Origin of the sequence: Rhizobium sp. RU36D, from assembly GCF_900176345.1 — a bacterium.
Lineage (GTDB): Bacteria > Pseudomonadota > Alphaproteobacteria > Rhizobiales > Rhizobiaceae > Allorhizobium.
The window spans coordinates 235084-256061 of sequence record NZ_FWXU01000004.1 but is presented as its reverse complement, the minus strand read 5'-3'; the positions used below and the strand labels follow the sequence as shown (position 1 = coordinate 256061).

Annotated in this window: 19 protein-coding genes and 1 tRNA gene; 12 read left to right on the top strand and 8 right to left on the bottom strand. The window is 61.3% G+C overall.

Annotation, left to right across the window (positions count from 1 at the left end):
• Positions 1-140: 140 nt before the first annotated feature.
• Both B9A97_RS07430 and B9A97_RS07425 read left to right on the top strand, forming a co-directional pair.
• Positions 141-1541: an aminotransferase-like domain-containing protein gene (locus tag B9A97_RS07430; protein WP_244564152.1), complete on the top strand. Its 1401-nt coding sequence runs from the start codon at positions 141-143 to the stop codon at positions 1539-1541.
• A 98-nt stretch (positions 1542-1639) separates the two neighbouring features.
• The gene (locus tag B9A97_RS07425) at positions 1640-2884 is read left to right on the top strand and encodes a sensor domain-containing phosphodiesterase (RefSeq protein ID WP_084364391.1); all 1245 of its coding nucleotides are present in this window, start codon (positions 1640-1642) and stop codon (positions 2882-2884) included.
• Positions 2885-2887: 3 nt separating this feature from the next.
• Here the strand turns inward: B9A97_RS07425 and mazG are convergent, their stop codons facing one another.
• A complete protein-coding gene (gene mazG, locus B9A97_RS07420) occupies positions 2888-3712 on the bottom strand; it encodes a nucleoside triphosphate pyrophosphohydrolase (RefSeq protein ID WP_084364390.1) in 825 nt (274 codons plus the stop codon).
• Between the two features lie 37 nt (positions 3713-3749).
• Positions 3750-4298: a deaminase gene (locus B9A97_RS07415; RefSeq protein ID WP_084364389.1), complete on the bottom strand. Its 549-nt coding sequence runs from the start codon at positions 4296-4298 to the stop codon at positions 3750-3752.
• Between the two features lie 312 nt (positions 4299-4610).
• Between B9A97_RS07415 and cysG the strand changes: the two genes are divergently transcribed.
• The 5 genes from cysG to B9A97_RS07390 all read left to right on the top strand — a co-directional run bounded on the left by cysG (position 4611) and on the right by B9A97_RS07390 (position 9591).
• Positions 4611-6050, top strand: a complete 1440-nt coding sequence (cysG, locus tag B9A97_RS07410; protein WP_084364388.1) for a siroheme synthase CysG — start codon at positions 4611-4613, stop codon at positions 6048-6050.
• 2 nt (positions 6051-6052) lie between these two features.
• A complete protein-coding gene (locus tag B9A97_RS07405; protein WP_084364387.1) occupies positions 6053-6367 on the top strand; it encodes a DUF2849 domain-containing protein in 315 nt (104 codons plus the stop codon).
• An 8-nt stretch (positions 6368-6375) separates the two neighbouring features.
• On the top strand, positions 6376-8046 hold the full coding sequence (locus B9A97_RS07400) for a nitrite/sulfite reductase (protein WP_084364386.1): 1671 nt from the start codon (positions 6376-6378) through the stop codon (positions 8044-8046).
• Positions 8047-8055: 9 nt separating this feature from the next.
• Positions 8056-8562, top strand: coding sequence for a DUF934 domain-containing protein (locus B9A97_RS07395; protein WP_084364385.1), 507 nt, complete (start codon positions 8056-8058; stop codon positions 8560-8562).
• Between the two features lie 186 nt (positions 8563-8748).
• Entirely contained in the window at positions 8749-9591 is an 843-nt protein-coding gene (locus B9A97_RS07390; protein WP_084364384.1) for a ferredoxin--NADP reductase, read from the top strand.
• A gap of 88 nt (positions 9592-9679) precedes the next feature.
• On the opposite strand, the gene murA is transcribed toward B9A97_RS07390, so the two are convergent.
• Together murA and B9A97_RS07380 are read right to left on the bottom strand one after the other, a co-directional pair.
• Entirely contained in the window at positions 9680-10990 is a 1311-nt protein-coding gene (murA, locus tag B9A97_RS07385) for a UDP-N-acetylglucosamine 1-carboxyvinyltransferase (RefSeq protein WP_084364383.1), read from the bottom strand.
• Positions 10991-11137: 147 nt separating this feature from the next.
• Positions 11138-11752: a GntR family transcriptional regulator gene (locus B9A97_RS07380; protein ID WP_084364462.1), complete on the bottom strand. Its 615-nt coding sequence runs from the start codon at positions 11750-11752 to the stop codon at positions 11138-11140.
• A gap of 92 nt (positions 11753-11844) precedes the next feature.
• On the opposite strand from B9A97_RS07380, the gene B9A97_RS07375 reads away from it, so the two are divergent.
• Positions 11845-12738, top strand: a complete 894-nt coding sequence (locus B9A97_RS07375; protein ID WP_084364382.1) for a dihydrodipicolinate synthase family protein — start codon at positions 11845-11847, stop codon at positions 12736-12738.
• 48 nt (positions 12739-12786) lie between these two features.
• Here the strand turns inward: B9A97_RS07375 and B9A97_RS07370 are convergent, their stop codons facing one another.
• The 4 genes from B9A97_RS07370 to B9A97_RS07355 form a co-directional block, all read right to left on the bottom strand.
• Positions 12787-13992 (bottom strand): ABC transporter permease, encoded by a 1206-nt coding sequence (locus B9A97_RS07370; protein ID WP_084364381.1) that lies wholly within the window; start codon positions 13990-13992, stop codon positions 12787-12789.
• A complete protein-coding gene (locus B9A97_RS07365) occupies positions 13982-14698 on the bottom strand; it encodes an ABC transporter ATP-binding protein (protein WP_084364380.1) in 717 nt (238 codons plus the stop codon). The genes B9A97_RS07370 and B9A97_RS07365 overlap by 11 nt, the downstream gene beginning before the upstream one ends.
• Before the next feature lie 10 nt (positions 14699-14708).
• A complete protein-coding gene (locus B9A97_RS07360; RefSeq protein WP_084364379.1) occupies positions 14709-15998 on the bottom strand; it encodes an efflux RND transporter periplasmic adaptor subunit in 1290 nt (429 codons plus the stop codon).
• Positions 15999-16220: 222 nt separating this feature from the next.
• Positions 16221-16310 (bottom strand) — tRNA-Ser (locus B9A97_RS07355).
• Positions 16311-16632: 322 nt separating this feature from the next.
• Here B9A97_RS07355 and B9A97_RS07350 point away from each other — a divergent pair.
• The 4 genes from B9A97_RS07350 (at position 16633) to B9A97_RS07335 (ending at position 20866) form a co-directional block, all read left to right on the top strand.
• The gene (locus tag B9A97_RS07350) at positions 16633-17682 is read left to right on the top strand and encodes a septal ring lytic transglycosylase RlpA family protein (protein WP_084364378.1); all 1050 of its coding nucleotides are present in this window, start codon (positions 16633-16635) and stop codon (positions 17680-17682) included.
• 181 nt (positions 17683-17863) lie between these two features.
• Entirely contained in the window at positions 17864-18991 is a 1128-nt protein-coding gene (locus tag B9A97_RS07345; RefSeq protein ID WP_244564156.1) for a D-alanyl-D-alanine carboxypeptidase family protein, read from the top strand.
• Between the two features lie 139 nt (positions 18992-19130).
• Positions 19131-19841: a dTMP kinase gene (gene tmk, locus B9A97_RS07340; RefSeq protein WP_084364376.1), complete on the top strand. Its 711-nt coding sequence runs from the start codon at positions 19131-19133 to the stop codon at positions 19839-19841.
• On the top strand, positions 19838-20866 hold the full coding sequence (locus B9A97_RS07335) for a DNA polymerase III subunit delta' (protein WP_084364375.1): 1029 nt from the start codon (positions 19838-19840) through the stop codon (positions 20864-20866). Before tmk ends, B9A97_RS07335 begins: the two co-directional genes overlap by 4 nt.
• Positions 20867-20978: the final 112 nt, after the last annotated feature.

Below are 20978 nucleotides of genomic sequence, written 5' to 3'. Positions count from 1 at the left end.
CGCTGGCCGCGCGCCACAAGATCCGGCGGCACGATGATGTCGATGCGCCAGAATTACTCTTCGGGGGCTGGCAATGACAGACACAAAGCCATACAATCTCGACAATCTGTATGGATACGTTGAGCAGTACGATCGGCGGAATGATGACTGGTGACTTGAAGGAAACCCGCACCGACAGCGTTATCAGGGCAATCAAGGGGCGGATCGGCAGTCGAGCTCTTGTTGAGGGCGACCGGCTCCCGTCCATCCGCAGCCTTGCGTCGACGCTCGGCGTGTCACCCTCCACCGTTGTCAGTGCCTACGACCTGATGGCGGCCGAGGGACTGATCAAGGCGCGACCAGGTTCTGGCTTCTATGTTTCCGGCCAGGCATTGCCGCCGTTGACGCTCACGCAGGCGTCAACCCCGCAGGCGCGGGCCATTGATCCGTTCTGGGTTTCGCGGCTGTCGCTCGATGCGGAACCCGATATGCCCAAGCCGGGATGCGGTTGGCTGCCGGCGGACTGGATGCCGAATGATGCGATGCGCCGCGCTTTGCGGCATGCGGCACGGAGCGGCGACGAGCTGCTGTCCTTTTACGGATCGACGAAGGGCTCGGTGACGCTGCGACGGCTGTTGCTGGCTCGTCTGGCCGAGGAGGGTCTGGAAGCCGAGCCCGACAACCTGATGCTCACCAACACGGGCACCCAGGCCCTGGATCTGGTCTGCCGCTTCCTACTAAGGCCGGGCGATGTGGTTGTTGTCGATGACCCCTGCTACTTCAACTTCCAGGCCATGCTCAAGGTGCACCAGGTCCGCCTTGTCTCGGTGCCCTACACGCCATCAGGCCCTGACACCGCAGCCTTCGAGGCGCTCCTGGCGGCCGAGAGGCCAAAGCTTTATCTGACTAATACCGGTCTTCACAATCCGACCGGAGCAACGCCATCGCCGCAGTCGTTGCATCGATTGCTCAGCTCTGCCGCCCGGCATGACCTCACCATTGTCGAAGATGATATCTTCGCCGATTTCGAACCGGAACCGTCATCGCGTCTGGCGACCTTCGACGGGCTTCAACGGGTCATTCGAATCGGCAGTTTCTCAAAAACGCTATCCGCATCGGTCAGATGCGGCTATATCGCAGCCAAGAGTAACTGGATCGAAGGGCTGGTGGACTTGCAGGTCGCCACCAATTTCGGCGGACCGAGCCCGCTGGCGGCCGAGTTGCTGTCGGAAATCCTGTCCGGTGGAAGCTATCGCAAGCATATGGAGGACCTGCGCCGCAAGCTGGCGCGGGCGCGCCGCGATGTCACCGAGCGCCTTTCGAGGCTGGACATCGAGCCCTGGATACAGCCGCGGGGTGGCTTCTATCTCTGGTGCAGGCTTCCTGGGAACCTCGATTCAGGCCGGGTTGCTCAGGCGGCACTGGCGGAAGGGCTCGTCCTGGCCCCTGGAAATGTCTTCAGTTCAGCGCAGACTGCGACTAACTTCATGCGCTTCAATGTCGGCTTCATGATGGACCAAACAATCTACGATCGTCTTTCCAAGGCCATGGCTGCTGCGTGAACGGGCATCAGAATGCAATATGCTCAATTTCTTGTTGCATGACATTTGCCAAATCTAAACTCGTTCTCATATAGTGCTGCTTCGTCACGGAGGCGTTGATGCGGTTCGAATCCCCATTGGCAGATGCACTATTGTTGCAGTCAAACGAGGCACAAGTCGCCGATATTCCTGATCATGATATCGAAAACGCCTTGAAGGCTGTCCGTTCCCATCTGGGGATGGAGGTCGGGTTTGTGTCGGAGTTTCAGGGAGAAGAGCGCATCTTTCGCCGCGTCGATAGTATCCTCGCCAAGCCGCCTCTCTTCCAAGGCCAGCGCCTGTCGATGGACAGCGGCTATTGTCGGAAGGTCGTTTCGGGCGAATTGCCGGAGCTCATTCCCGATACCTCTCTCATCCCCGCCGCGCTTGGCATTCCCGAGACGAGCTTGTTGCCGATCGGCTCGCATATCAGCGTGCCGATCCGACTGACCGACGGCAGTGTTTACGGGACGCTCTGCTGCTTCAGTTCCTTTCCAGACACCTCGTTGCGCACGCGCGACTTGCAGACGATGCGCGCCGTTGCCGATCTGCTGGGGCGGCAGGTGGAGCAGAAAGTTGCCGTCAGGCGCGAGCGGGACACTCTCAGCGACCGCATCTCGGGCGCCATGGCACGCGGCCAGCCTGACATCGTCTACCAACCGATCATGCGGCTCGACGGCATGACGCGTGCCGGATGCGAAGCCTTGTCCCGCTTTTCAGGGCCGCCGCAGCAAGGACCGGATCGCTGGTTTGCCGATGCCGCGACGGTCGGCATGCGCCTGGCGATGGAAATCGCGGCGGTGCGGAAGGCGCTTGAGGGATACAAGCCGCTCTGGGGAGACGGCGCCTATCTCGCACTCAACCTCTCGCCGCAGACCGTGATCGAAAGCGATCTCGCGGAGGTGTTCGCTGGCTATCCCCTGGAACGCATCGTGCTTGAGCTAACAGAGCATGAACAGGTGGAGGACTACGAGCCGTTGATGAAGGCGCTCGCTGGGCTTCGCTCCAAGGGCTTGCGGATCGCCGTCGATGATGCCGGCTCGGGCTATGCGAGCCTCCGTCACGTCCTCAGCATCCGGCCCGATATCATCAAATTGGATGTGAGCCTGACGCGCTCCATCGACATGGACCCGGTGCGGCAGGCCCTGGCTGCGGCGATCGTGAGTTTCGGCGGCCATGTCAGCTGCCAGATCGTCGCCGAAGGCATCGAGACAGAGCAGGAGTTGCTGACCCTTCAAGGGCTCGGGGTGCGTTTGGGGCAGGGCTATTTGCTGGCGAGGCCTGCACCGATCGAGGCTCTAAATGGAGCGGGAGTAAGCGCCTAGACCCTACCGCTCGGTCGCCTTAGCGGCCTGCCACAATTCTTCCATCTGCTCCAGGCTTGCGCCCTCCAGTGTCTGTGAACTGGCCTTCAGCGAATTTTCGATGAATCCGAAACGGCGCCGAAACTTGGTGTTGGTGCCGCGAAGCGCCTGTTCCGGCTCTGAACCGACGTGGCGACCGATATTGACCAGAGCGAAAATCAGATCGCCCAATTCGTCAGCGACCTTTTCGCGTCGACCTGCCGCCAGCGCTTCCCTCAGTTCCCCGATCTCTTCTTCTATCTTGTCCAGGATCGGCTCTGCATCCGACCAGTCGAAGCCGACTTTGGCAGCCCTTTCCTGAAGTTTGAGAGCTTCCGTAAGGGCAGGGAATGAACGCTGGACGTCGCCGAGATAGCCCGCTTTGAAATCCTCCGTCACGCCTCGGGCCGTTCTGCGTGCGGCGCGTTCGGCCTTTTCGACTGCCTTGATCTCGCTCCACTGCGCCTTCACGGCTTCGGGCGTATCGGCGTCGGAACGGGCAAATACATGGGGGTGGCGGCGGATCATCTTGCGGGTGATCGCCTCGACGACGTCGCCGAAGGAGAAGAGTTTTGCCTCCTCGGCAATCCTGGCGTGGAATACGACTTGCAGCAAAAGATCGCCCAGTTCCTCGCACAGGTCGTCGGGATCGTTTCGCTCAATCGCGTCTGCCACTTCATAGGCTTCCTCGATCGTGTAGGGCTTGATGGTCTCGAAGGACTGCTCGATATCCCATGGGCAGCCAGTGTCAGGATCGCGCAGCGCCGCCATGATCTCGATCAGGCGCGAAATATCCTTGGAAGCTTCCATGGCCGTGGTTCCCGATGAAGGGCAAGCGCCCCTAATGTCAGTTCAGCGGAATGTCGTTATCAGACTTCGTCGACTGATACCTGTCCGAAAGTGCGGCATACACACTCTTGATGCGGTCGGACTGGGCGAGCAACTGCTGTTTCAACGGTGCCTCGCTGACGGCAATCAGGTCCGCGGTCCAGAAAGAGTTCCAGAAGCTGTTGGACCGGCGATAGCCGCCGGGCTCCAGGCCGAATACCTCTTTCAGGATCTTCAGGTCGTGGGGAATGGCAAAGGCATCGCGGCTATCCTCATGGCTGAAGAAGTAATAGAAGTTGTCAAACCCGGCCCAGGTGATCGCCGACATGCACATGGTGCAGGGCTCATGGGTGGAAAGGAAAATCAGATCCGAGGTCGCGGGTCGCTCGCCAAGTTCGTAAAACCGCTTAAGGGTGTGGACCTCGCCATGCCAGAGCGGATTTTCCAGTTCGTTGTTGGTTTCGGCGATAACGAGCGAGAGGTCCGATTTGCGCAGGATCGCCGCGCCGAAGACCTTGTTCCCGGCTGAAACGCCCTTGGCTGTCAATGGAAGGATATCCTGCTCCATGACGTCAAGCAGGCGGGAAACGAGAGGCTTTTGGGACAAGACGACACCTTGGAAATAGCGGGGATTTAGGCTGCGACCGTAGCGGTGACCTCCAGGCTTGTAAATCACAGGGATGAGAACGGGGTGACCGTAAGATTCGACGATGTTACGGGGACCAAGACAGAACGGTAAGCGGGTTTCCGGTGAGATTTGCTCTGGATAAAGGCTCACCTAGAACAGAAATATCATGCGGCGACAGTGATCGGATTCCTGTTCCTTCATTTTTTGATGAGAAAACCGGATATTGGGCGGGCTTGGCATCAGGATCGGCTTATGGACATCAATGAACAGCAGCTTGGGGTTTTCCCAGCCTTTTTCCGCGTGGCGGGAGAGGGTGTGGCTGTGTTCGGTTCTGGCGACGAGGCCTTCGCCAAGGCGCGCCTTCTTTCAAACACCAAGGCCTGCATCACCGCCTATGCGGAAGATGCCGAACCTGACTATCGCGCGTTTCTGCTGGAGAAGGCTATCCCGGTTGTCGCCGCCCCTTTTGATCCGGCGCAATTGGATGGAGCGCGGCTTGTCTTCGCCGCGACCGGTGATGCCGCGCAGGATCGCGCCATCGTCACGGCGGCGCGGGCGTTGCGGATTCCCGCAAATGCCGTGGATCAGCCGGACTACTGCGATTTCTTCACGCCCGCCCTGATCAACCGCGCGCCCGTTGCCGTGGCGATCGGTACGGAAGGCGTAGGACCGGTTCTGGCGCAGATGATCCGGGCGGACATCGATCGCCTGCTGCCGCGCTCGCTGGGGCGTCTCGGCCGGCTGGCGGAGAGCTATCGCAGCGCCGTCGAAAAGCTTGTGCCGCGCGGCGTTGCCCGTCGCCTGTACTGGCGTTCGTTCTTCAAGGGGCGGGTGGCTGACGCGGTCGAGGCCGGTGATCTCAGCCAGGCCCGCCGGGAGGCAACGCGTCTTCTGAAGGGTGCACGTCAGGCAGCCGAGGGTCGGATTTTCCTGGTGGGTGCAGGGCCCGGCGCTGAAGACCTGCTTACGCTTCGCGCCCATCGCGTGCTGATGGAAGCCGACGTCATTGTGTTCGACGCCCTGGTGCCACAGGCAATCGTTGACATGGGCCGGCGTGATGCGCATCGCATTTCCGTGGGGAAGCGCAAGGGTTGCCATTCCAAGACCCAGGACGAAATCAACGATCTCCTGGTCGAGCTTGGCCGCGAAGGCAAGCGTGTCGTGCGGCTGAAATCTGGTGATCCGCTGGTGTTCGGGCGGGCCGGGGAAGAGATGGCGGCGCTGCGTGCCGCCGGTGTCGCTTATGAGATCATCCCCGGCATCACCTCGGCGCTAGCGGCTGCCGCGGACTTCGAATTGCCGCTGACACTGCGTGGCGTTGCTTCTTCCATGGTGTTTACGACAGGCCATGACCTGCATGGCGACAGCCTTCCGGATTGGGCACGCCTTGCCTTGTCTGGCGCAACCGTCGCCGTCTATATGGGCCGCTCGAATGCAGCGGCTGTGGCTGGGCGGTTGATCCGCGCGGGCCTGGCGGAGGACACCACCGTAGCCGTGGTGGAAAATGCGGGACGGGCAGAGCGGCGGCTGATGCACGGCACGCTTGCTCAACTGCCCCGACTGGAACAAATGGTCTCCCTAACAGGACCCGTCATGGTGATCATCGGCGATGCGGTGGCTGGGGCCAGCTTTGAACATTCACAGGCGTTGCACGACGTATCCGTCGACGCCGACATGCTTGCGAGGACGTGACAATGGTTGACAAGGTTTTGACCGCCAACAGGCTCAGCGACGGGATCGCCGTATGGCTCGATGCCGCCGGCACCTGGAACGAAAACCTGCAGCAGGCTTTCGTGGCCCGTCATGCCGAAGCAGTGGCTGCCCTTGAAGCGACAGGCAAGAAGGCTTATGCCGACAACCTCGTCGTCGACGTCAATGTCATCGAGATCGAGGAGCGCGATGGCATCCTGTGGCCGCTGAGGCTGCGCGAGCGCATTCGCGCCGGCGGACCGACGATGGCCTATGCCGAGGGCCATGGCTTTGCCGATCCCGACTTCATTGCAGCCTGAGGACACCTATGTATCGTTACGATGAATTCGATCACGCCTTCGTTTCCAACCGCGTCGAGCAATTTCGCGACCAGGTCGCGCGGCGCCTGGCAGGCGAGATCAGCGAGGATGCCTTCAAGCCTCTGCGGCTGATGAACGGCGTCTATCTGCAGCTTCACGCCTACATGCTGCGCGTGGCCATTCCCTACGGCACCCTGAATTCCCGGCAGATGCGGATGCTGGCGCATGTGGCACGCACCTATGACCGTGGCTACGGCCATTTCACGACGCGGCAGAACATTCAGTTCAACTGGCCGAAACTGTCAGACATGCCGGCGATCCTCGACGAACTTGCCAGCGTCGAGATGCATGCGCTGCAGACATCGGGCAATTGCATTCGCAACGTGACGGCCGATCATTTTGCCGGCGCTGCCGCCGATGAAGTGGCCGATCCCAGGCCCTACGCTGAAATTCTACGGCAGTGGTCTTCGGTACATCCGGAATTCTCGTTCCTGCCGCGCAAGTTCAAGATCGCCGTGACCGGGGCGCCGGCGGATCGTGCCGCCATCCAGGTCCACGACATCGGCCTGCATCTGAAGAAGGATGACAATGGTCAGTTGGGCTTTGCCGTTTATGTTGGCGGCGGGCAGGGCCGCACGCCGCTGATCGCCAAGAAGGTGCGGGATTTCCTGCCGGAGCAGGACCTTCTGTCCTACGTGACCGCGATCGTGCGCGTCTATAATCTCCACGGCCGCCGTGACAACAAGTACAAGGCGCGCATCAAGATCCTGGTACACGAGACAGGCGTCGAGGAACTGACCCGTCAGATCGAGGCGGAATTCGCTCACCTGCGGGATAGCGAATTGAAGCTGCCGGAGCAGGATATCCGCGCCATCGAAACCTATTTCGCGCCGCCGGCACTGCCCGAGCGGCCGGAGGGCTGGGCCGAACTGACCCGAGCCCGCAAGGCGGATGCCGGTTTTTCGGACTGGGTGCAGCGCAATGTCGGTGCGCACCATCATCCCGACTACGCCACCGTTACGATTTCCCTGAAGCCGATCGGTGGGATTGCCGGCGACGCCTCGGATGAGCAGATGGATCTGGTCGCCGATCTGGCAGAACGCTTCGCCTTTGACGAGATCCGGGTCAGCCACGAGCAGAACCTGATTTTCCCGCATGTGGCCCGCGCGGACCTTGAGGCGCTGTACAACGCACTGCTTCCGGCGAAGCTGGCGACGGCCAATGCCGGCCTGATCACCGACATGATCGTCTGTCCCGGGCTCGACTATTGTGCGCTCGCCAATGCCCGTTCCATTCCCGTCGCCCAGGCGATCTCGGAGCGGTTCGGCTCCCAGGCCCGGCAGGCGGAAATCGGCGAACTGAAGATCAAGATCTCCGGCTGCATCAATGCATGCGGTCACCACCATGTGGGCCATATCGGCTTGCTGGGCGTGGAGAAGAAGGGTGCTGAGCTTTACCAGATCACGCTCGGCGGTTCTGGCGACGAGAATGCCTCGATCGGCGAGATCATCGGCCGTGGCTTCGAGCCCGAGAAGGTCACCGATGCAGTGGAAACCATCGTCGACACCTACCTCGGCCTGCGCTTGTCCAAGGACGAGACTTTCCTTCAAGCCTATCGCCGCGTGGGACCGCAGCCTTTCAAGGCCGCTCTCTATGGCACAGCGGCCGAAGCGGCCTGAGGATTTGTGATGACCCGCATCTGGAAAGAAACCGGCTTCGTCGAGGGCGACAGCTGGGTTATCGAAACCGAGGACCGCAAGGCAGGCGAGGGCGAGCGTGCGCTTCTGCCGCTCAAGGCGTTCCTCGAAGCCGCCACAGAAAGCAATGAAGGCGATTTTGGCGTGCTGATCGCGCCCGCCGACGATGTCAGGACGCTTGAGCCGCATCTCGACCGGATCGCGGTCGTGGCGCTGGCGTTTCCGGCCTTTAATGACGGGCGTGCCTTTAGCCATGCATCGCTGTTGCGCAGCCGCCTGGGCTTCAAGGGCGAGGTCAGGGCGGTGGGCGACGTGCTGATCGACCAGATTCCCCTGATGCTGCGGACCGGCTTCGACAGCTTCGCGGTTACGAATGCGACCGCGCTGAAGCGGCTCGGGGAAGGGCGGCTGCCGGGCATTCCCCAGCACTACCAGCCGGCGGCCGCGCAGGACAACGCGGTCGAGGGATATAGCTGGCGCCGGATCGGGCGCGGCTAACGCCGCAGGAGGCCTGGACGAGACGTGTCAAATCGCTGCATCCACGGTTCGGCCATTGAGACATCAAGGCTTTGGGCGCAATGTGGCTGTCCTGAGCCGGCAAGACAAATTTGTCTTGCTGGCTTTTCAGACATGCCGCTTTTCGTATAAGCCCCACAACAGACGAGATTACAGGAACGACAGCGCATGAATGCTCCAGCCAAGACCGATGTTCTAGAGGCCAACGCTTCCGCCGCTCCGGCGCCGGCTGCGGTCGTGCCCGACGGCGTCTATGCCGAGACGGTGCTCAGCGTCACACACTATACCGACCACCTCTTCCGCTTCCGCATGACCCGCCCCGCCGGCTTTCGCTTTCGCTCGGGCGAATTCGCGATGATCGGCCTGATGGTCGAGGGCAAGCCGATTTACCGTGCCTATTCGATCGCAAGCCCGGCCTGGGATGAGGAGCTTGAATTCTTCTCGATCAAGGTGCCGAATGGCCCGTTGACGCAGCATCTCCAGAGGATCCAGCCTGGCGACCAGGTGCTGATGCGCAAGAAGCCGACCGGCACGCTGGTGCTCGATGCGCTAACGCCCGGCAAGCGGCTTTACATGTTCTCGACCGGGACCGGGATCGCACCGTTTGCGAGCCTGATCCGCGATCCGGAAACCTATGAGAAGTTCGAGGAAGTGATCCTCACCCATACCTGCCGCGAGGTGGCGGAACTGAAATACGGTTTCGACCTGATCGAGGAAATCCGCAATGACGAGATGCTGAGCGAAATCGTCGGTGACAAGCTGAAGCATTACGCCACCGTGACCCGCGAGGACTACCCGTTCCAGGGCCGGATCACCGACCTCCTGGAAAATGGCAAGATCTTCACCGATCTCGGCGTGCCGCCGCTTGATCCGGCCGTTGATCGCGGCATGATCTGCGGTTCGGCTGCCATGCTGAAGGACACCAAGGCGCAGCTCGAAAAGGCTGGCCTGACGGAGGGCGCCAACAACAAGCCGGCCGAATTCGTCATCGAGCGCGCCTTCGTCGGCTGATCGGCGGACGCAGCTTTTCGTCGGTATCGTCAAACATCCGTCGCAGGGTCTGCGGCGGATGTTTTCGTTTCAGCACGAGCGATGCCGCTTATGACCGCGGCGGAATGCGCGTGATTCTGGCACCGAGGGCATTCAGCCGCTCATCAATCCGCTCATAGCCACGTTCGATCTGCTGGGCGTTTTCGATGACGCTGCGACCATCAGCGCACATGGCGGCGATGAGCATCGCCATGCCGGCGCGAATGTCGGGGCTCTCGACCCGCGCGCCGGTGAGCTTTGCAGGACCTGACACCACCGCCCGGTGGGGATCGCACAAGACGATGCGCGCGCCCATGGCGATCAGCTTGTCGACAAAGAACATGCGGCTTTCGAACATCTTCTCGAACATCAGCACCATCCCATCGCATTGGGTCGCCGTGACGATCGCAATCGACATGGTGTCCGCCGGGAAGGCCGGCCAAGGCTGATCCTCGATCTTCGGCACATGGCCGCCGAAATCCGCCTGGATTTTCAGGCTCTGTTCGGACGGCACGATCAGGTCGTCGCCTTCGATACGACAGCTGATGCCGAGCCGCTCGAAGTTCATGAGCGTGGAGCGCAGATGCTCGACGCCGGCATTGGCAATGATGATTTCCGACCGGGTGACGGCGGCGAGACCAATCAGCGAACCGACCTCGATATGGTCAGGCCCTATCCGGTGATGGGCGCCGCGCAGTGGTCGCCCGCCTCGCACGGTCATCGTGTTCGTGCCGATCCCCTCGATCTCGGCCCCCATGGCAATCAGGAATCTCGCGAGATCCTGCACATGGGGCTCCGACGCGCAGTTGCGCAGGATCGTGACCCCTTGTGCTGCGACCGCCGCACAAAGCGCATTTTCGGTGGCCGTAACCGAGGGCTCGTCGAAGAATACATCGGCGCCCGTCAGCTTGTCCGCCCGGAATCGATAGGAGCCGTCGACCTCGATGTCGGCGCCAAGCTGCCGCAGCACCAGAAAATGGGTGTCGACACGGCGCCGGCCGATGACGTCACCTCCCGGTGGCGGAAGCGTCACCTCTCCGCACCGCGCCAGCATCGGCCCCGCCAGGAGAATGGACGCACGAATGCGGGAACACAGCTCGGGATCAAGGTCTGCCGGCCGCAATTCCCGTGCCTCGATTTCCAGCGTATTGCGATCGAGCCAGCGGGCCTGCGCACCGACGGACTGGATGAGTTCCACCAGTGCCTCCACATCCCGGATCCGCGGAACATTGCTAAGCACCACCTTCTCGCTGGTCAGGAGTGCTGCGGCGACGATCGGCAAGGCCGCATTCTTGTTGCCGCTCGGTTCGATTCGGCCCTGCAGCCTGAAGCCTCCCTCCACGACATATTGGATGCGTTCGTTCGGCTGCGGCTGTGCCATGGGTGCTCTCTTGCTGGAGGTTCTGGAGGGGTGGACGTGAGGCGAAGGGCGGGAATCGAGGGGGCCGATAGGCATTTGCCGACATAGCTTAAAGTTTTGTGGCATTTCTGTGGGATCACCGGCGCTCGGACGCCCTGGCGGTTCCTATTACCGCTCCGCGAGCGCGTTGATCAACGCGGCCATTGCCTTCTCCGTTTGCTGGGGATCGCTCTTCTGGATACCCCTGATGACCGCGACATGCAGCGACACCGATCGATCCATCTTTTCCGGCGTGGCCGTTGAAAACCACAGCCGCCGCGAATGGGTCTGCAGGGGAGACAGGGATGAGGTCACGAAGCGATTGGGGCAGGCCGCCTCAACGATGTCGTCAAACTGCTTGTCAGCGGCCAGGAACGCCAGGATATCGCCGCTGACGGCTGCAGACGTCATGGCCGCAGCGCAGGCCAGCAGATCCTGGCGCACTTCTTCTCCCGCATGTTCCGCCATCAGAGCCGCTGCAAGAGGCTCCAGGCGCAGCCGCACGGCCATGATGTGCTGGTGATCGTCAGGACCGATCTCGGCGATCTGCATGCCCACCCTCGGACGAACCAAGATCAGCCCCTGCCAGGCGAGTTTCTGAATGGCCTCGCGCACTGGCGTGCGGCCCTGGCCGGCACTATCGATCAGCTGCTTTTCCGTAACCATGGCCCCGGGCTTGAGCTGCAGGGTGACGATCATCCGTTCCAGCTCAAGATAGGCGAGGTGGCTAAGCGAGGTGTCCAATCCGGGCATATTTGCTCTCCTGATATATCAGAGATTGACATGTCGCGAACAAGATGGCAAGCTCCACTGATATATCAGCTATGGAGGCTATCATGTGGAAGGGCGTATTTCCCGCCGTAACGACCAAGTTCACCCAGGACGGAGGACTTGATAAGGCCGAAATGGAGCGCTGCTTTGCGCTGCAATTCGAAGCCGGCGTAGACGGCATGATCGTGTGCGGCTCGCTCGGCGAGAACATGGCGCTGGAGCCGGAAGAGAAGCTGGAAATCCTGCGCATTGCCAAATCCGTTGCGGCGGGCAAGCCTGTGCTCATGACCATCTGCGAAAGCGCCACCGCCCGTGGCCGCAAGGCAGCCGTAGCCGCTGCCCAGGCCGGTGCCGATGGTTTCATGATCCTTCCCGGCGTGCCTTATAAGTCCGCACCGGCCGAGACGCTGAACCACATCCAATCCGTCGCTGCTGCCGGCGGGCTGCCGGTCATGGTCTATAACAATCCGATCGGCTACGGCGTCGATGTCACCGTGCCGATGTTCGAGGAGCTGGCCAAGAACGACCTGATCGTCGCGATGAAGGAATCGACCGACGACATTCGCCGCGTGACCGACGTGATCAATGCCTTCGGCACACGCTTCGATGTGTTTACCGGGGTGGACAACCTGGCGCTGGAGAGCCTTGTCATGGGTGCGGATGGCTGGGTAGCCGGCCTGGTCGTCGCCTTCCCGAAGGAGACCGTTGCCATCTACCGCCTCGCCAAGGCCGGCCGGATCGCCGAAGCGCTCGAGATCTATCGCTGGTTCCGACCGCTGCTCGACCTTGATGTATCGACCTTCCTGGTGCAGCAGATCAAGCTCGCCGAAGTCTTCGCCATCCATTCCAACGACCGCGTGCGCGAGCCGCGCCTACCGCTTGAGGGCGAACACCGCGCCCGTGTCGCCGCGATCATCGAGAAGGCCTTGGCCAGCCGTCCGGTACTGCCCGCCGTCTGAGCACTACAGATCGACAAGACTTCGTTCGGGGCGCTGCGGCGCCCCTTGTCATTCGTGCCGGAGCGCCTCGATCGGGTTGAGCTGTGCCGCGCGCCGGGCCGGGAAATAGCCGAAGACCATGCCGATTGCCGCCGAAAAGAAGAAGGCAAGGGCGATGATCGACGGGCTTGTCACGAACGGCACGTTCATGAAGCTCACGGCCGCATAGGCAAGTCCGAGCCCGGTCAGAATACCCACGATGCCGCCGAAGACCGAGAGCGTGATAGCCTCCACCAGGAACTGGGTGAGCACCTGCTGCTCCAGGGCACCGATCGCAAGCCGGATGCCGATCTCGCGGGTCCGCTCCGTCACCGAAACCAGCATGATGTTCATGATGCCGATGCCGCCGACCAGCAGGCTGACCGCCGCGACAGCGCCCAGCAAGCCGGTCATCAGCGTGGTGGTGCCGGTCAGGGTTGCGGCCATCTGCGACATGTCGTTGACCGTGAAATCATCCTGCTTGCCGCCGACGATCTTGCGCCGCTCCCGCAGCAGCCGTTCCACATCGGCCTGCACCTTGGAGGTCGACACACCATCGTGGGCCGACAGCACTAGGCTGGACACGTCGTTCGACCCGCCGATACGGCGCTGGAAGACCTTAAGCGGCATGATGACGATATCGTCCTGGTCGGTGCCCATGCCGCTCTGGCCCTTTTTCGCAAGCGTGCCGATCACATCGCAGGACAGGCCGCCAACGCGGATTTTCTGATCGATCGCGGGCGTGGAACCGAACAATTCCTTGCGCAGGGTTTCGCCGATAATGCAGACCGTCTGCCCGCCACGCTCCTCCGATCCGGAAAAGCTGCGGCCCTCTGAGATCTCCCAGTTCTGGGCAACGAGGTAGTCGCCGATCGAGCCGATGACGCTGGAACTGTGGTTTTGGCCACCGAAAATGATCGTCTGCTGGGACTGGTTGACGCCGGCCACCGCGCGAAGGCCTGTCACCTGCGTCCGGATGGCCTCGACGTCCTTCTCCGTAAATTTCTTGGCGTCGGCGCTTGCCCGGCCCGGCCCGAACTGGCCGGGGCGGACGAACAGGAGATTGGTGCCGAGCTTGGAGATCTCGGCGCTCACCTGTGCCGTCGTGCCATTGCCGATCGTCACCATGGCGATGACGGCCGCGACACCGATGACGACGCCAAGCACCGTCAGGAACGAGCGGAGCATGTTGCGGCTGATGGCCCGGAGTGCCAGCTTGAGGGTTTCAAAGAACATCGGCCCGGCCCTCGCTGTTCAGCCTGTCACTGTCGATACGTCCGTCAACAAAGCGGATGATCCGCTTTGCATAGGCGGCGATATCATTTTCGTGGGTGACCATGATGACGGTGATGCCGTGATCGCGATTGAGACCGGTGATGAGGTCCATGATCTCGACGCTCGTCCGGGTATCGAGATTGCCGGTGGGTTCATCCGCCAGCAGCACGGCGGGATTGGTGACGATGGCACGCGCAATGGCCACACGTTGCTGCTGGCCGCCCGACAATTGCTGTGTCGTGTGGTTCTCGCGGCCCGCCAGCCCGACCTGCGACAGGGCGATCTGTGCAAGCCGCCGTCGCTCGCGCGTCTCCATGCCGCGATAGATCAGCGGCAGTTCCACGTTTTCCAGCGCGGAGGTTCGGGCGAGGAGATTGAAGCCTTGGAAAACGAAGCCCAGCATGTGCCGCCGCAGCAACGTGTGCTGGGCGCGGTTCAGGCTTGACGTTGGTATTCCCTGGAACAGATAGTCTCCGGCACTCGGCACATCGAGGCAGCCCAGGATGTTCATCGCCGTCGATTTTCCCGAGCCCGACGGCCCCATGATCGCAACAAATTCATGGCGGTCGATCGTCAGATCCACCGCGTCAAGCGCCTTTATCCGGGCCTCGCCGGACCCATAGGTCTTCGACACCTTGCTGAAGGCGATGAGGGGAGGGCTGCTCATCCGACGGCCCTCAATTTCGCTTGGTTTGGGTATCGGTGATCAGCAGGGCGCCGGGCGCGATGTCGCCTTTCGTGACCACGGTGTTCTGACCATCCGTGGCGCCAATCTCGATATTGACGGCGGCAGGCACGCCGCCCTTGAGCACCCACACCGTTCGCTCCTTGCCAACCGGCTCCGGAGCGGTGAGGGAGCCCATGCGTGGCGGCCGAAACAGGCTGAACATGCCGCCGCCGCTGCTTGGAGCTGCCGCCGTTTGTGGCGGGGTGTAACGCAGGGCGGCGTTGGGCACCAGAAGCGCCCCGTTGATGGCCTGAACCGTGATGTCGGCGGTCGCCGTCATGCCCTGGCGCAGCAGCATCTCGTCATTGCGAACCGCAAGGATCCCCAGGTAGGTCACGACATCGTTGACCGTCTTCGACGCGTAGCGGACCGCGGTGATTTCAGCCGGAAACTGCTTGTCCGGAAAGGCATCGACGGTAAAGCTGGCCTTCTGGCCAACCGCGATCTGTCCGACATCGGCCTCGTCGATCGCTACCTGCAATTCCATCTGGCGCAGATCACCGGCAATCTTAAACAGCGTCGGCGCCTCCAGCGACGCCGCGACGGTTGCTCCCGGATCCACGTCGCGCGACAGCACAATGCCATCGATCGGCGAGATGATCGTCGCCTTGGACAGGCTCAGTCGCGACAATTGAAGGGAGGCCTCGGCGGAAAGGACATCTGCCTCAGCGCTCTCCTTGGTGGCTATTGCAGCGTCATACTTATACTGCGCCTCATCGAGATCCTGTTGGGTCGAGACCCGATTTGCCGATAGCGTCTTGAGACGTTCAAGGCTCGCTCCGGCGGCCTTCAGATCGGCATCAGTCTTGGCGACGGTCGCCTTTGCAGATTGCAGCTTGGCCTCGGCATTCTTGACATCAGCTTCCAGCTTGGCTGTGTCCAGCCGGGCAATGACCTCGCCCTTGCGCACCTGGCTGTTGAAGTCGGCCAGTACCTCACGCACCGTGCCCGATTGCTCGCTCGACACATCGACCTGAACAGTCGGTTCCACCGACCCGGTCGCTGTGACGATCACTGTGAGGTCACCGGTCTTTGCTGTCGTTGTGACATAACTCGGCGCGCTGTTGTCGCGCGAATAGAGATAGTAGCCATAACCGCCGCCTGCGAGCGCGGCGACCACGACCAGCCTCCACAGCCAGCGCCAACCGGATTTTCGCGTCGATGCCGTCGCCAGCACGGCCGCAAGATCCGCGCTGGCTGCAGCGCCCAAAGATCCCAACTTGTCGTCTTTATTCGTCATGACCTCGTCAGCCCTGGAGTTCGCGTCTGATGTTTCATGCAATAGGTAGCACTCAACCTGCTTGACTTCGATCAAGACAGGTTCGCGCGCACATCCCATTTCGCCGGACGCTCACACATATGCAGCTGAAAAGACAGTGAAATATTGGTAATGCGCGGAGCGAGGTTTACTCGTTGGACACGGCGCGGGGGATGGGCGATCACAGAATTCGCTAAAAATATCTGGCGGAAGAGGTGGGATTCGAACCCACGGTACGCTTTCACGCACGCCGGTTTTCAAGACCGGTTCCTTAAACCACTCGGACACTCTTCCCAAGGGCTCGACAGCAGCAAACCATCGTTCCGTGACGGCTTTTAGCAGCTTTGATCGGCACGTCAACGTGCTACGCGTGGTCTTCGGCAGCGCGCAAGTACAAATTCAGGGCCGCAACAACGGGGCGATGCGACGGAAATTAACCATTACTGAACCAAGATCAGTCAATGGTGGGAAACAAGTTGAACTGCAACCAACTTTCGCCATGTTGTGACGGCGATAGTTTCCGTGGTATTAACGGGAGGAAACCGGGCGGGTTTCTGACTTTTGGACGTGGTCGGTGTGTTTGGCCGCGGAGTTGTTCTGGCGTTACGTGGGGCACATGAAGTTACTGAATTGCGCACCGGCGATGGGGATGGCCGCCAAGTGGCTTGCACTGTCGCTTCTGTGTGTTGGCGTTGCGTCTTGCGCGACGAGCGGCGGCAACGGCAAGAAGCGCACCAACAAGAGCAAGGAATACTTCGCGGAGTCGGAATACGGCGTCAAGGCAAGTCCTCGGCTCGTGCATAGCGGCCCGGTGCCCAAGGGCGGCGGTCGCTACATGGTGGGCCGGCCGTATACGGTCAAAGGCCAGGTCTATGTGCCCAAAGACAATCCCAATTACGACAAGGTCGGCATTGCCTCGTGGTATGGTTCCGCATTTCACGGTCGTCAGACCGCCAATGGCGAACTCTATGACCAGTATCATCTTTCGGCTGCCCATCCGACGCTTCCGCTGCCAAGCTATGCTCGCGTGACTAATCTCGAAAATGGCAGTTCGGTCATCGTGCGTGTCAATGATCGCGGGCCGTTCCATGCCGGCCGCATCATCGACCTCTCGAACAAGACGGCCGATCTGCTCGACATGTCCCATAGCGGTACCGGAAAAGTCCGGGTGCAATATGTCGGTCCAGCACGTATGGATGGCCATGACATGCCATTCCTCATGGCGTCTTTCTCGCAGAAGGGCGATCGCTTCCCACGGATCAACCCGGAAGGGCAGATTGCCAGTGGCGTGATGGTGGCCTCGGCTGAGCCCATGGCAGCCCCGCAATCACAACCACAAACCTTGCGCGTGCCGCCGCCCGCGCCGGCGATCCAGACCAGCCTCAGCGGACCGACGCCCAACGGTTCGTTTGATACGACCGCTCCAGCCGCTGCTGCTTTAGAGCAGTTCCTGATGCTCCCGCAGTACGGGCCACACCTGATCGAGCGTCCCTTACCATCGAGCGCGCCGAAGCTCCGTGGCAGCTTCGCGTCTGCCTATGCGGTTGTCGGATCGAATGACAGCGCAATGGTCTTTGATGCCATCCTGGTTCGCAATGATGGCCTCACGCCCGAGGCGATCGAGGCCTTTGCCGCGCGGCGGGCTGGGACCCAGTCGAAACCCTGAGCGAGGGGTACCCGCCGGCAAACCTCAGGCCAAGCCGATGACATGGCTCCGAATCGGGATACAATGAACCGTCGACCGCAAACGACGGGTCGGCGCTGTTGCGCCGTTTCTTCTCCTCCCGCCATCTTCCCAAGGACTACGCGAAGCGCTGATGTTCAAGCAGATCGTCACATTCCTCATCATGCTGCTTGGCGCGATCTCTGCCGCTTCGGCACAGACCCCACCGGTCGGGTTCGAGACGAAGGCAGCCCAGGCACTGATGATCGAGGCATCGACCGGAACCGTGCTGCTCTCCAAGGCGGCCGACAAACCCTTTCCGCCCGCCTCACTTGCCAAGCTGATGACGGTGGAACTGGTGCTCGACGCGCTTACACGCGGCGAGATCACGCTCGACACGGAATATGCGGTGTCCGAATATGCCTGGCGCACCGGCGGCGCTCCATCGCGGACCTCCACCATGTTCGCGGCGCTCAAGTCGCGAATCAGGGTCGACGACCTCCTGAAGGGCGTCATGGTGCAGATGGCCAATGACGGATGTATTATCCTTGCAGAGGGCATGGCAGGGTCGGAGGCAGCCTTCACCGAGCGGATGAATGAGCGGGCCAAGGTGCTTGGCCTGACCGGATCGCATTTTGCCAATTCGACCGGCTTGCCGCATCCGGATGCACGCACCACGCTGAAGGACCTCGTCAAATTGGCCCGGCATATCGAGGCCACCTATCCGACGCTCTATCAGTATTACCGGATTCCTGAATTCGAGTGGAACAAGATCTTTCAGCGCAACCGGAATCCGCTGCTGTCCTTCGATCTCGGGATCGATGGTCTCGCCTCGGGTTATTCCGAGGAGGGCGGTTTTGGTATCGTCGCCTCGGGCCTGAAAGATGGCACGCGGCTTTTCGTTGCATTAAGCGGGATTGCGACCGACAAGGAGCGTACCGAGGAGACGGCGCGGGTGCTGGGTTGGGGGCAGACCGCATTCGAGAGCCTGAAGCTCTTCGATGCAGGCGAGGTGATCGGCGCGGCCAGCATCTATGGCGGGGCGACCGGCAGTGTCGACCTGGTGGCGAAGGCACCGGTCTCGGTGTTCGTGCCGATCGGCAACCCGGAACGGCTGTCGGCGCGCATCGTCTATCAATGGCCGCTGCGGGCACCGGTCGAAAGCGGCAGCCAAGTCGGCACTCTGAGGATTTTCTCGGGCGAATCGCTGTTGCGAGAGGTGCCCTTGGCGACGGCGAGTTCGGTCGAGGTCGGAACATTGCGTCAGCGCGCCACCGATGCCTTGCTGGAACTGATGTTTTTCTGGCTGTAACCATTGCATTCAGGCATTAATCCGCCGGAATTAGCAGCGAACAGCGAACCAAGCGCCCGGCAATCCAGTTTCGCGCGGGTTGAACTTGGGATAAACAGGTGATCCGGCCAAGCATCGGTCGGGCGCAGGGAAAGTGATAGTGTCTATCGGATCAGGGCTCTTCATAAGTTTCGAAGGCGGCGAGGGGGCTGGAAAGTCGACCCAGATCAACCGGCTTGCCGATCGCCTGAACCAGCAGGGCTATCAGGTCGTCACCACGCGCGAGCCTGGCGGTTCGCCGGGCGCCGAAGCGCTCAGGCACGTTCTTCTGTCGGGAGCAGCAGAAGCCTTTGGCGTCAGGATGGAGGCCATCCTGTTTGCGGCCGCGCGCAACGATCATGTCCGAACCGTCATTTTGCCGGCCCTGAAAAAGGGCTCGATCGTGTTATGCGATCGATTCATGGATTCCTCGCGGGTCTATCAAGGGGTGACCGGCAATCTCTCGTCGGATTTTATCGACGCGCTCGAGCGGGTCGCTGTCGAGGGCGTCAGACCCGATCTCACCCTGATCTTTGATCTGCCCGCTGCCAAGGGGCTGGAACGGGCCAACCGTCGCCGCGGTGGCGCAGAACCGTCGAAACGCGGACGCTCCGCACAAACGCCCGACAGGTTCGAGAAGGAAGAGGTCGAGACCCACGAAAAGCGCCGCCAGGCCTTTCTGGATATTGCCGCCGCCGAGCCGCAGCGCTGCAAGGTCATCGATGCCATGATGGACGAGGATGCCGTTTCTGCCGCTGTGATAAAACTGGTGGAACCCCTGGCAAAATCCGGCCTTTTTGGCGTCCGGCGCCGCCCGGTCATCGCCCAATGACAGACGAACGCTACGGCTTGCTGGACGGGGCAATCGCACCCGAACTGAATACGCGTCTTTTCGGTCACGAGGCAGCGGAGGACTTCCTGGCCCAGGCCTATCGATCCGGCAAGGGGCACCATGCCATTCTCGTCGAGGGGCCTGAGGGCATAGGCAAGGCGACGCTGGCCTTTCGCTTTGCCAATCATGTGCTGAGCCATCCCGATCCGTTGAGCGCACCCGACCATCTTCAGGATCCCGACCCGAAGTCGCTAGTCAGCCGTCAGCTTGCGTCCGGCGCCAGCCATAACCTGCTCTATCTGACGCGGCCGGTGGACGAAAAATCGGGCAAGGTGAAGTCCGCGATCACGATTGATGAGGTGCGCAAGGCGGGCTATTTCTTCGGGACCACGTCGGGGACGGGGAATTGGCGGATCGTCATCATCGATCCGGCCGATGATCTCAACCGCAATGCCGCAAACGCCATTCTCAAGCTCCTGGAGGAGCCGCCGAAACGCGCCATGTTCCTGGTGCTTTCCCACGCGCCCGGCCGCTTGTTGCCGACCATCCGCTCTCGCTGCCAGACCTTGCGCCTGACCGCATTGGATGATGCAGCCATGAGCCAGACCCTCGCCCATCTCGGCCTGCGCATGGACCCTGAGAAAGCCGCCGACCTCCTGAAGATATCAGGCGGCAGCGTTTCCCAGGCGCTGAAGGTGCTGAATTACGGCGGGCTCGACATCATCGCGGCCTTTGAGGAGGCGCTGAGAGAGAAAGGGCCGGCGGCTCGCAAGGCTACCCATCGTCTCGCCGATGTGCTGAGCGGCAAGGATAGCGACGTCGCCTTCGGCTTCTTCATGGACCATCTGGGCGGACACCTGATGGAGAGGGCGCGCCTTGCCGCGCATGCCGGCGCCCTTGATGAAGCGGATCGGCTGGCCCGCTTTTCCTCGGGGATTGCCGAGCGCCTGACGATCAGTTCGGCTTACAACCTGGACCGCAAGCAAACGATCCTTGATCTCTTCACGGACCTCGCCGAGCTATAGCGCCTGGCGCGTGGTTGTCGCCGCAAAAACACCGGCGGCGAAACTTGGTGTTTCGCAAAGCGGGAACTTGCGCTAAGAGCGGCCAAGACTTTTCAATCCAAATACCGGAAAC